Origin of the sequence: Akkermansia muciniphila, from assembly GCF_900184965.1 — a bacterium.
In the GTDB taxonomy this organism is placed as follows: Bacteria; Verrucomicrobiota; Verrucomicrobiia; order Verrucomicrobiales; family Akkermansiaceae; genus Akkermansia; species Akkermansia muciniphila_A.
Window position 1 is genome coordinate 89,281 of the sequence record NZ_FXYA01000154.1, and the last position, 12,697, is coordinate 101,977.

Below are 12,697 nucleotides of genomic sequence, written 5' to 3' on the forward strand. Positions count from 1 at the left end.
ATTACCCCAATTTTATGATAGTACCGGAACGCGGGCTGGTGCTATACTGCGGGGCATGTTAAAAAATATTTCTCCCCTCATCAGCCCTTCCCTGCTGAAAATTCTCGCGGAAATGGGGCATGGAGACGAAATTGTCTTTTCAGACGCCCACTTTCCCGCCCATACCTTCAACCCTACGGTGCTGAGGGCGGACGGCCTGGGGGCGGACGCCCTGCTGGCCGCCGTCATTCCCCTGTTGGAACTGGACGCCTACGCCACCCCTGTCATCATGATGGCCCCGGTTCCGGGGGACTCCCTGGACCCTGCGGTAGAGGCCAAATACCGCAAGGCCCTGAATTATGACGGGGAGATTGAGCAAATGGAGCGCTACGCCTTTTACGAACGGGCTAAAAAGGCCTATGCCGTCGTCATCACCGGGGAAACGGCCAAATACGGCAACATCATCCTGAAAAAAGGCGTTACCCCTCTTTCCTGACCATTGCCCGCCAGACAGCCCCTTCCATGCAGTACGACTTTGACGAAGTAATCGACCGCCGCGGCACCGGAGCCCTGAAATATGAAGCCCTGCTGCCCCGCTGGGGCCGGGACGACCTGATCCCCCTGTGGGTGGCGGACATGGACTTCAGGACGCCCCCCTTCATCATGGAAGCCATCCGCCGCCGCTGCGAACACGAAGTCCTGGGATATACCGTCAAGCCCCGCGCTTTCTTTGAAGCCATCCGGGACTGGGTGGGACGCCGCCACGGGTGGAAGGTGAACGCCTCGGAAATAGGCTTCGCTCCGGGCATTGTTCCCGGCATTTCCAGCGCCATCCAGTGTTTTACGGACCCGGGGGACAAAATCATGATCCAGCCTCCGGTATACCATCCCTTCGCCATGATTATCCGGGAAAACGGCCGGGAAACCGTCAACAATCCCCTCATTCTGGAAAACGGCCGCTACCGCATGGACTTCAACCACATGCAGGAAGCCGTGCGCGGCTGCCGCATGTTCATCCTGTGCAATCCCCACAATCCCGGAGGCCGCGTATGGAGTCCGGAGGAGCTGCGCCGCGTGGCTGAAATCTGCACGGCAAGCGGCACGCTGGTTGTTTCCGATGAAATCCATGCGGACCTGACCCTCCCCGGCCGCAGGCACACCGTATTCGCCACCGTTTCCGAACAGGCCCGCATGAACTCCGTCACCTACATGGCGCCCAGCAAAACCTTCAACGTGCCCGGCCTGGGCAGCTCCTACATGATTTGCCAGAATCCGGACCTGTTCGCGAAATACCAGGACTTCGTCAGCGGGAGGGAGCTTGCGGAAGGGCACGTCTTCGCGTACGAAGGGCTCATCAGCGCCTATTCCGGCCCGGCGGGGGAGGAATGGCTGGCCCAGGCGCTGGACTACATTCAGGAAAACATCCGCTTCATTGACCGGGAACTGCGCCGCCGCATGCCCAAAATCAAGGCCATCATGCCGGATGCCTCCTACCTGGTCTTTCTGGACTGCCGGGAACTGAACCTTTCCCAGAAGGAGCTGGTGGAGTTTTTTGTGGACGGCGCGCGCCTGGCTCTCAACGACGGTTCCATCTTCGGCAAGGAAGGGGAAGGCTTCATGCGCCTGAACGCGGGCTGTCCCCGCTCCATCCTGGAACGGGCGCTCAACCAGCTGGAGGAAGCTTACCAAAACCGCGGGTTCCGGCGGCAACAGGCCCAGGGTTAAAAACAGGTTGCACGCTCTCCGGCAATGGAGTCCATTCCCGGAACCATGCATTGGGGAAACTTTTCCGGGGACATCCGGCCCCGCCGGATTTTCTCCTGTTGGGTCTCCGTGCGGAAAAGGTCACGGCGCGGCGGAAAGGGAATATCCGCACATCCTCTTCCGCCGTTTCACCCACGGCAGCGCCTTATTCTCCCCTCCCATGCCGGGAAACGCTCCCGGGACGCCGCCATGACTTTGCTTGCAAAATAAAAGGAAAGGAGTATCGTTCCCCGCATGTACTATATCACCACGGCCATTGACTACACCAACGGACCGCCCCACATCGGGCACGCTTATGAAAAAGTCCTGGCGGACGTTCTCGCGCGCTGGCACCGGATGAAGGGGGAGGAAGTCTATTTCCTGACCGGGGTGGACCAGCACGGGCAGAAAGTGCAGCAGACGGCGGAAAAGCTGGGCATTACGCCGCAGGAACATGTCAACAACATCACCGCCCAGTTCCAGGCGCTGTGGGACCGCCTGGGCATCAGCAATGACGGATGGGCCTCCACGACGGACCCGCGCCACAAGGCCTGCGTGCAGAAAATCCTGACGGACCTGAAAGACAAGGGCCAGCTTTACAAAAAATCCTACAAGGGGTTCTATTCCGTGCGCCAGGAACAGTTCCTGACGGACAAGGAACGGGATGCGGAAGGCAACTTCGGACCGGAATGGGGGGAAGTGGTGGAACTGGAGGAAGAAAACTGGTATTTCCGCCTGACCGACCATGTGGAATGGATGAAGCAGTTCGTGGAAAAGAGCGGCGATTTCGTTCTTCCGGCCTTCCGCAAGGCGGAAGTGCTCAACGCCATTGACTTTGACTCGGACCTCTGCATTTCCCGCCCCAAGAGCCGCCTTTCCTGGGGAATCGAGTTCCCGTTCGACCCCGAATTCGTCACCTACGTCTGGTTTGACGCCCTGATCAACTACATTTCCTTCGCCGGCTATCTGGCGGAGCCGGACAGCGGCCTGCCGGATTTCTCCAAACTCTGGCCCGCGGACTGCGAAGTCATCGGCAAGGACATCCTGGTGCCCGCCCACGGCGTGTACTGGCCCGCCATGCTGCATGCCATGGGCTTCTCCGACGAGGAAATGCCCACCCTGCTCGTGCACGGCTGGTGGAACATCAACGGGGAAAAAATGTCCAAGTCCATCGGCAACGTGGTGGACCCCAACCTGCTGGCGGAACAGTTCGGCCCGGAACCCGTGCGCTATTACCTGGTGCGGGACATCACCACCGGGAAGGACGCCAACTTTGACGCGGACCGCCTGGTCATGCTGTACAATACGGAGCTGGCCAACGACCTCGGCAACCTGTGCAACCGCTCCATCAACATGACGCGCCGCTATTGCGACTCCGTTATCTCCGGCGCGGAGGCATATGATGACGAAGCCTCCAGGGCCCTGCGCGCCACCATGGACCAGGCCGTCACCCTGTTTTCCAAATACATGGACGACAACATGGTCTCCGACGCCCTGGCGGCCCTGAACGCCCAGGTTTCCGCCTGCAACGCGTACATTGAGCAGCAGCAGCCCTGGCAGCTGGCCAAGGATGAAGCCTCCGCCCCGCGCCTCCGCTGCGTGCTGCGCCATTTGCTGGAATGCTGCGCCCAGACGGGCTATCTCATCGGCTGCGTCCTGCCGGACGCCTCCGCCCGCATTCTGGACCAGCTCAATGCCGGGGACCTGTTCCGGGAACTCACGCCGGCCGCGCTGGAATGGGGAATCCTCCCCGCAGGGCACCGCATCAATGATCCCGCCCCCGTCTTTCCCCGCATTCTTTCGGATGAGGAAAAGGCCAAACTGGCTGAAAAAGCGGCCAGGGCGGCAAAAAAACAAGGCTGATTCCCGTGAGCTCCCCCGCATCCTTCGTCAAATCCCTGCTGGCCCAATGCTGCCTGGGCGGCATTTGCGAGTGGGTGGTCTGCCCCGGCGCGCGCAATATGGCGCTGCTCCAGGTGCTGGCCGCCGCGGAGGATCTGGTGAAATGGACTCACTTTGACGAACGGTCCGCCGCCTTCTTTGCGCTGGGCCGCATTCAGGATATGGGGCTGCCCGTGGCCGTGGTCACCACCTCCGGAACGGCGGCGGCGGAACTGCTCCCCGCCGTGGTGGAGGCCTACTACCAGCGCCGTCCCCTGCTCCTGCTTACGGCGGACCGCCCGGCGGCCTGCCGGGGTTCCGCCGCTCCCCAGGCCATTGAACAGGCGGATCTGTTCGGCATTTACGCACCCACGATTGACCTGGAAACGCCGGAAAACCTGCCGGAAGACATTTTGCAAGACTGGGATTACGCCTCCCCGCTCCACATCAACGTGTGCCTGCCGGACCCGGACCCTGCCTGGAATCCCGGCAGCTGCGACCTTTACCCGGCGGAACCTCCGGAGGAAAACGGCTTCCGGGGCTCCCTGGCGGAGCTGGCCCGGGCCCTGCGCTTCACATCGCGCGACGGGCTGGTAGTCATGATCGGCGGCCTGGACCCCACGGAACAGGCCCCGGCCCGGTGGCTGGCCAACGAACTGAAAGCTCCCGTGGTGGCGGACGCCACCTCCGGACTCCGGGAAGAGCTGGCCCATCTGGCCCTGACGGACGCGGACGCCCTGCTGCGGGAACACCCGCCCGCCGTCCTGCTCAGATTAGGGGACGTGCCCGTGGCCCGCTTCTGGCGCGACCTGGAGGACATTCCGGCCACGGAAGTCTTTTCCGTCACCCGCACCGGCTTCTCCGGGCTGGCCCGCCCCTCCACCGTCGTCACCGGAGATCTGGAGGCTATTCTGCACGCGCTGGGGGATATAGATACCGTGGGCGACGTCAACGGTCTGCGCGCCATGAACAAACGCAGAAAAGCCCTGATGGAGGAATTGCTCATCACCTGCCCGGAAAGCGAACAGGCCATGGTGCGCTCCTTCTCCTGCTTTGCCGCGGACAGCGACTGCATTTACCTGGGCAACTCCATGCCCGTGCGGTACTGGAACAGCTTCGCCCAGACGGCCATCCCCACGGAAAACGTCCGCGCCAACCGGGGAGCCAACGGCATTGACGGGCAAATCTCCGGTTTTCTGGGGGTCTCCGCCAGGTGCTCCCGCTCCTGGGCCCTCGTGGGCGACCTGACCGCCATGTATGATTCCAATGCCCTGGCGCTCCTTCCCCAACTGGACAAGGGCACACGCGTCCTCGGCGTCATCAATAACGGGGGCGGCGGCATCTTCCGAGCCCTGCCCGGGGCGGACGGACATTCCGAAGCCATGAGGAAACTGCTGGTGCAACCCCACGCCCATTCCTTCAAGGCCATTGCGGAACAATGGGGCATGAGCTACCTGGCGATCCGCACGGCGGAGGACTTCGACCAGCTTGATTCCCTGGAGGAAAACAGCCAGACGCTTGTAGAACTTATCCCGGACAGGGAACAGACGGAACAGATGCGCCTCCGGCTGGCTAACGCCTAAATGAAGGCAAGCCTTTACCAAAGACCGGAGCGAAGACGATCCTCCGCCCGGCCATATCTTGCGGTTCTCTCCACATGGCTTGAAAGTACCAGATAAAAATAACATTTCCTCCATCTGACCATAGGGGAATTTCTTTCTTGCCTGACGAAGAGAAGAAAACAGCCTCACCATGGTGGTATTCACCAAGCCGCATTCAACAGGGAAACGCCGGGCAACAGCATGTCCGCCTTAATTCATACGGAAGGAAGCGCCGCGCCGCAATCCCTCTTTCCGCCTCCAGAATGCTCTGATGCAGTATCCCCGCTATAAAAACACCTCCCTGTATGGGCATGCAAAAACCGGGCGGAACATCAATCCACCCGGCTTTTGCAGCCGCCCGGCGCGAACGCCGGAGGCATGGGTTTTCCGGCTTCCCGCCGGGAACCCCGTTAAAGGTAGCTGCGCACCACGCCGGCGACGCGTTCACGAGCCGCGGCAATGCGCTTGCGCAATTCCAGCGTGTAGGCCTCCATATCCCGGATGGGGGACTGGGCCACGCCGGAAATCATGGCCGCCTGGGCCACCGCCGGGCATTCCCATTCAATGATGCGGGGATCAATGGGCTTGGGAATCACGTAATCGATGCCGAAGCTGAGCGGGGCGCCCCCGTAAAGGTCAATCACCTCCTGAGGGACGGGTTCCTTCGCCAAATCAGCCAGGGCGCGGGCGGCGGCGATTTTCATCTGTTCATTGATGACGGAGGCGCGCACATCCAGGGCGGCACGGAAAATAAAGGGGAAGCAGGAAACATTGTTCACCTGGTTGGGCCAGTCGGAACGTCCGGATCCCATGATGCAGTCAGGCCGCGCTTTTTTGGCATCCTGGTAAGTGATTTCCGGGTCCGGATTCGCACAGGCGAAAATGATGGGGGAAGGAGCCATCAGCTTGACCATGTCCTGCGTGAGCAATCCCTTGGTGGAAAGCCCCAGGAACACGTCCGCTCCGGTGAGGGCCTCCTCCAGGGAACAGTCTTCCGACTGGGAGAACTGGGCTTTCGTGGCGTGCAGGTCAATGCGCCCGGTATGAATCAGCCCCTTGGAGTCAAACATATAGATATGTTCGCGGCGCACTCCCAGCGTCATGTAGAACTTGGCGCAGGAAATGCCGGCGGCCCCGGCCCCGACGACGACGACCTTCATATCCTCCAGCTTGCGGCCCGTCAACTCGGCTGCGTTCAAAAGGGCGGCGCCGGAGATCACCGCCGTTCCATGCTGGTCGTCATGGAACACGGGAATATTCATCTCCTGGCGGAGGCGTTCCTCCACCATGAAGCATTCCGGAGCCTTGATGTCCTCCAGATTGATGGCGCCGAAGGTGGGCTCCATGGTCTTGATCGTTTCAATCAGCTTTTCCGGCTCCTTCACGTTCAGCTCAATGTCAAAAACATCAATGTCCGCGAATACCTTGAACAAAACGCCCTTGCCTTCCATCACCGGCTTGGCCGCATCCGGGCCGATATTGCCCAGCCCCAGAACGGCGGTGCCGTTGGTGATCACGCCCACCAGATTGGAACGCCCGGTATACAGGGCGCTCTGGGAAGGATCTTCTTGAATGCGGAGACAGGGTTCGGCTACGCCCGGGGAATAGGCAAGCGTCAAATCCCGTTGTGAAAAGCAGGGCTTGCAGGGAAGCGTTTCCACCTTGCCGGGGCGGGGCTGGGAATGATACTGCAAGGCGTCTAATCTAATATCGGAACTCATGATTGTAATGGAAAAACAAAAAAGCGAGCCTTGCTTGCACCACATAATCGCCATGCATTCAAGCAAATAATCAATTAATCGCGTCACACGCTCCGGCCCCAGAAAACCTCTTTTTACATTGATAGAAGCCTCCGGATATGCTAACAGGCAGTCGGATAATCACCTGTCATGTGACCATGGAACATACGCCTCCCCTCCCTTCCGGATTTAATATCAACGGTTATCTTATCCAATCCCTGAAGCAGACGGATTCCCTCTGCCATGTGTATTACGCTTCGGACGCCGACCATGTTCAATACCTGCTCCGCGAATTCTGTCCCCAGGGGCTCGCTGTGCGCGACCCGGAAAGCGGGAAACTGCGTTATCCGGAAAACACGGATATTGAACGGGAAGTTCTTCCGCTGAAGAATGATTTCGAAGCGCAGTTCCGCACGGGCTCCCTGGGGGAAATCCCCGCTCTGGGCACCCTGTACCTGGCTTATGCCATTCCCGGCGGCCATGCCGCCGCGCAGCCCCCTGCGGCATCCCGCCTCCAGCGCGATCAGCGGACCCTGGCCGCTCCCGGAACCGCCGGGGCGGCGCCCGTTCATGCGGGCTCCCTTCCCCAGCCGCGGAAAAAGAAGAACTCCGCCGGCATATGGATTCTCACCCTGCTCCTGCTGGGAGGCGCATGCGGAACCTATTATTTCACCCGGAACCCCGCGGAAAAACCCGTCTCTGCTCAGGAGCCGGACGTTCCCCACTCCAACAGGGAAAAGAAGGAAGCCGCCAAACCGGAAAAGAAAGCCGCCCCGCCCGCCGTAAGTGGGGAAGCCTCCCCCGAACAGGAAAACGCCGCGGGCCTCTCCCCGTCCGGACCGGCGGAGCAGCCGGAAAAAACGCCGCCGGCCACTTCCTCCGGGGAACGGAATGAAGACGCCCCGGGCGCTTTGGAGGAAAAATCCGCAGACGCTCCTGCACAGCCTGACGAAAGCTCCTCCGCCCCGGCAGACGACGCTGCGGATGGAAAACAGCCGGAACCGCAACAGCCCGCCAACCGGAAGGAATCACAGGAGGGACAGACTGCCGCCAAACCTGCACCCGTAGTGCGTCCGCGTGGGAAAGCCGCCAGGCAAACAACCAATATGGGGGATGTGAACGCCTATGTGAAAAAATTCGCCAAGCCCATGCCGCTGAACCAGTGGAGAAAACAATACGCCGAGCTGTACACGAGCTGGTTCGGCAATTCCGAGGAAGTAGCCAAAGGCTGGATCACCACCTTCGGTCCTCTGGGCTTCCGCGCCCGCGGCCTGGACGCCTCCTGGCCGGACACGAACTTCCGCGGCTTCTTCCCAAAAACCATGCTGGACCCCAACGGGGAACCCGTGGCGAACCTTTACACGGTCACCCAGGTGATTGAAGGTTCCCCTGCCGAAAAATACGTCAAGGAAGGTGACCTGATCCTGGGCATTGACGGACACCTCTTCAAAACGTCGCAAAGCCTGGACGTGCTTTACGGCCCTTATCAGCATCAGAACCGGCGCGGCCTGGACATGCACGCGGGCCTTCTGGTGGACAAGGCGGAAGGCGCCGGAAAAATCACCCTGAACCTTATTCCCGCGGAAAGCGTGGAAAAAATCCAGGGCATCCAGCCCCTCTGGAAGGAAGCCTTCCGGGAGGAACGGGCTAAAAAGCCCGTTTCCCTTTCCATTCCGGTAAAGGGCGGCCAGCAGGTGCGCCTGCGTGTGGATGACGGCGGCAACGGCATCGGCAGTGACGGCTTCGAATGGTCGGAACTGAGGCTGGAAGGCCCCGGCGGAACCGTTCCGCTGACCAAGGCCCAGCAATACACCGTGGGTTACGGAGAAGCCAGGTACGACGCCAAAAGCAAGGTATGGCAGGCGCACGCCGTCTCTTCTCTGGTCTTTGATATCCCCAAGGGAGACTGGAATCTTAAAGGAACGGGAACCCCCAGGTGGTCCGCCTCCGTGGGCGTGACCGTACAGGTGGGCGGCTCCGCTGCCCTGCCGGACGCAGTGAAAAAATACGTGAAAAACGTCACCTTCAAAATCCCCCAGCTGGGTTCTTATGCCCTCGGCTTCCCCAAAAATTGCGCCAAGAGCAAGGCGGTCGTCCATATGATGAGCGAATGGCTGGCGGCCCAGCAGCGCGAAGACGGCTCCTGGGAACGCCCGGGCGGCTACTGCGGCAACCATTATGATACAGGCTGGGCCGGCCTGGCCCTGATGGCCACGGGCAACCCGAAGTATGACCCCGTCATTAAAAAAGCGGCTCAGTACATCGCCTTCTCCGGCTCCCAGTGCTGGTGGGCCGTCCCCCAGGCCTCCGCGGGCATTTTCCTGTGCGAATACTGGCTGCGCTACCGGGACAACTCCGTGCTTCCGGCCATCCGCAACGGCGTGCAGCGCATGAAAAATGAAGTCCTTTATGGGGACTTCGTCACCGGCCACGGCATTCACCCGGGCTACCGGGGAACAGGCGTCAGCATCGGCGGCTCCCACATGTGCCTGTTCCTGGCGCTGGCCAGCAAAACGCCGGCGCGCACGGAAGACGGCGTACTGGACAAAATGATGGACCATGCCCAGTCCATCTGCCCCACCGGCATGGGACCCTATGGCCGCATGACGGAAACCTTCACCTTTGAACCCGACCGTGAATGCGGGGGGACCTACTCCGGACGCCACGGCCCGTACTACATCGCCTCCCTCATCTGCGGCGGACCGGAGCTGTACACGAAAAACAGCCGCATCATGTATGGGGAAGGCCCCATCGGCGGCTGTGACCAGGGCCACTCCTCCGAGACGCTCTCCATCATGTGGGCCCTCCCCGCCTACTGGCGAACCAATCCGGAAGCATACTACAAAAACATGGAGGCTTTCCGGTGGAAACTGACGCTGCTGCGCCCCTTTGACGGCGGCATGATGCAGAACCCCAACCGCCTGGAACTGATGACGGCGGACTCCGTCATCGGCACCTACATCCGCACCAGCATCTGGATCACGGCCCTCTGCGCGGAACGCCAGAACCTGGCAATTACGGGCAAGCCTGAATTCCAGGCCAAAACGTTCCGGAAGGTTCCCCCCATCATTGACACGGAATCCCGCTTCCTGAACACCTACGTGCGCAACTGGTCCATGGTAAACGCTGCGCTTGGAACCAAGGCCCCCGCCTCCCTGAAATCCGCCATCCGGGAATTGAAAAATATTCCGGTGGAACAGGGCTGCCGCTTTAAGCTTATCAATGTCGTCAACAACCGCGCCCTCCCCATCGCCAAGGCCATCATGGAGATTCCCGGGGTGGACCAGCTCACCAGGGCCACTTGCGCGGAAATGATTTTGGGCATGGATGTGCGCATTTTCTTTGAACCCAAGCGCAACGACGGCAACCCCCAGCCCGGGGAATATTCTCTGAACGTGGACGTCCAGCAACCACTGGGCGGCCGCGCCCTGGGGCTCCACCGCGACAAGGAGCAGGAAGGGAAAGCCAACTCCGCCTACAAATATGATTTTGCCGGCACGGTGCAATTCAGCGACACGACCACCTTCTCCCCCATGGAAACCATTTCCTGGACGCCCAATTCCAAATTCGGCGGCCAATGGAACGTCTACTCCTACAAGAAGGAACTCAGCGGCCCCACCCAGCCGGGCGTGCAAAAAATGAACGCCAAAATCAAATGGCGCGTCAATGACCTGGAGGTGGAATACGACCGCCCCATCGCCGTGGGCGGCTTTGAAGTGGGATGTGCAGAAAAGGCCCTCTCAGTCACCAACTGCAACCATCTGTGGGTGCCGGGCATCCTGATCCGGGATCACGGCAACTGGGGCTGCTCCTTCCATCTGCCGGACGGGACCTACATTTCCGCGGCCTCTCAGGGCAATCAGATAGAGGTGTACGACAAAACGGATAAAAAGAAGGAAAAAACCTGGGTTTCCCCGAATGACTCCTGCCTGACTCAGGGTTCCCGCTGCCTGTTCCACGTTTCCACGGACTGGCACGGCCTGGAATGCCGCGTGCATGAACTGAAACTGCTGGGAAGTTCCACGGAGGAAGTGGAGGACTACAAGCTGAAAGCCTCCACAGGAGGCCGTGTGGACACGGCCAAACTGACGGACCGGGACGCCACCACCATTGAGGAGCTGGACGCTTCCCCCACGGAAGACGAGCCCCTGGTGCTGGAACTCACCCTGAAATCCCCTGCCGCCCTGCGCGCCGTGGACATCAAGATTGAAAAGGGCCACAACCGCCTCATCATTGAAGCCTACAAGGGCGGCAAGTGGGTTCCCGTCCACTGGGGCTCCCTGGGAGCCTCCACCGCCGGCGTCAGCGATGCGCAGAAAGCCATGTACGCCAATGAACCGGAAGTGCTGCGCATGCTTCAGCTTCCGGGCAACGGATTCATCAAATGCATGCGGACGTTTGACCCCGTCACCACCAACAGGCTGCGCGTCAAGCTCTTCCAGAAGGGCGGAAAAGTCCGCCTTGCGGAACTGCACGTGTACAAGGCGAACGCTGCCAAAAATATGGCTCTCCGGTCTTAAGCTGCGGCCGCCCGCAGCTGGAAATAACAAAAAAGCCTTGTGACAAGAGAATTCCGGCAGGGGCGCCAATCGCTGCGCCCCTGCCGGAAAAACCGGGAGGTCCCTCTTAAGGACGGCGGGAATTTCCTGCTCCATGCCGGGGCCGCCTGCCAATTTTTTGTCTATTGACACCCAGCGGCGCCCGCTCTATATTTTCTCATGATGTTCATCAGAACGGCGCTCCTTTTTCCTCTTCTCTTTCTCTCACTTTCAGCATCTTCCGTCATGGCGGCGACTCCCTGGGCATCCGACAGGAACTGGGAACTCGTTTTTGAAGACGACTTTGACGGATCATCTCTGAACGAACACAACTGGAGCCGCATTGATTACGTAGGCTATAACGCCCCGGACTGGCGCAAGTACCAATCCCGGGAGGAAAGCCTTGTGGAATTCCGGGAAAAGGACGGCAACTCCACCATGACCCTGTGGGGAAAATACGGGGACTACACTACTCAAACCAACCAGACCGCACCGGCCAAAACATACGCCTGCGGAGGGGTATATTCCCTGAAAACCTTCTCCTTCCAATACGGCTACGTAGAAGTCCGCGCCAGATTCGACTGCGTGCAGGGCGTCTGGCCGGCCATCTGGATGATGCCCAAATCCGACAGCATAGGCTGGCCTGTCGGAGGGGAAATTGACATCATGGAACACCTGAATTACGAGGGCCGCGTTTACCAGACAATCCACTGGTCGCAAAACGGCGTTCCCAATCAGGATAAATCCCAGGGGGTCACCCCCGGCTGGAGCGACGGCGCCGCAAAAACGAGCTGGCACACCTACGGGATGGAATGGACGGAAGAAGGCATCACCTTTTATGTGGACGGAAAAGCAACCGGTTCATTCAAAAAGCCCAATAACGCAAACTGGCCCTTTGACAAGGACGGGAATGAATTCTACCTGATCATCGACCAGCAGATTGGAGGCAACTGGGTGGAAAACGCAGGAGTCAATAAAGGAATTGACCAAAATACGCTGGCCAATTCCGGAGCCGCATTCGACATCGACTATGTCAAAGTTTATGCCTCAAGCATCTACAACCACCTCGTTCCGGAACCCGCCGCGGCTTCCCTGGGCTTGCTTGGCGCGGCCCTGCTGGCGGCTCGCCGCAAAAGAAGCTGATCAGCCAGCACTCTTGTTATTCCCCCTGCCGCGGAAATAAACTTTCCGGGACATCTCCGGCATGCGCTTTCAG

7 protein-coding genes are annotated in these 12,697 nt (G+C 60.0%); 6 read left to right on the forward strand and 1 reads right to left on the reverse strand.

The window, feature by feature from the left end; all coding sequences use genetic code 11:
- The first annotated feature begins 55 nt into the window (after positions 1-55).
- The 4 genes from fucU to menD all read left to right on the forward strand — a co-directional run bounded on the left by fucU (position 56) and on the right by menD (position 5,186).
- Positions 56-475 (forward strand): L-fucose mutarotase, encoded by a 420-nt coding sequence (gene fucU / locus CI070_RS04210; RefSeq protein WP_094136170.1) that lies wholly within the window; start codon positions 56-58, stop codon positions 473-475.
- Positions 476-501: 26 nt separating this feature from the next.
- A complete protein-coding gene (locus CI070_RS04215) occupies positions 502-1,704 on the forward strand; it encodes a MalY/PatB family protein (protein ID WP_094136171.1) in 1,203 nt (400 codons plus the stop codon).
- A 273-nt stretch (positions 1,705-1,977) separates the two neighbouring features.
- Positions 1,978-3,585, forward strand: a complete 1,608-nt coding sequence (locus CI070_RS04225) for a class I tRNA ligase family protein (RefSeq protein ID WP_094136173.1) — start codon at positions 1,978-1,980, stop codon at positions 3,583-3,585.
- A gap of 5 nt (positions 3,586-3,590) precedes the next feature.
- Complete coding sequence (gene menD, locus CI070_RS04230; protein ID WP_179218365.1) at positions 3,591-5,186, forward strand: 2-succinyl-5-enolpyruvyl-6-hydroxy-3-cyclohexene-1-carboxylic-acid synthase; 1,596 nt, start codon at positions 3,591-3,593, stop codon at positions 5,184-5,186.
- A gap of 428 nt (positions 5,187-5,614) precedes the next feature.
- On the opposite strand, the gene CI070_RS04235 is transcribed toward menD, so the two are convergent.
- Positions 5,615-6,925, reverse strand: coding sequence for a malic enzyme-like NAD(P)-binding protein (locus tag CI070_RS04235; protein ID WP_094136215.1), 1,311 nt, complete (start codon positions 6,923-6,925; stop codon positions 5,615-5,617).
- Between the two features lie 176 nt (positions 6,926-7,101).
- Here CI070_RS04235 and CI070_RS04240 point away from each other — a divergent pair, with 176 nt between their 5' ends.
- Complete coding sequence (locus tag CI070_RS04240; RefSeq protein WP_094136175.1) at positions 7,102-11,463, forward strand: DUF6288 domain-containing protein; 4,362 nt, start codon at positions 7,102-7,104, stop codon at positions 11,461-11,463.
- A gap of 264 nt (positions 11,464-11,727) precedes the next feature.
- Positions 11,728-12,624, forward strand: coding sequence for a glycoside hydrolase family 16 protein (locus CI070_RS04245; RefSeq protein ID WP_179218366.1), 897 nt, complete (start codon positions 11,728-11,730; stop codon positions 12,622-12,624).
- Positions 12,625-12,697 lie beyond the last annotated feature (73 nt).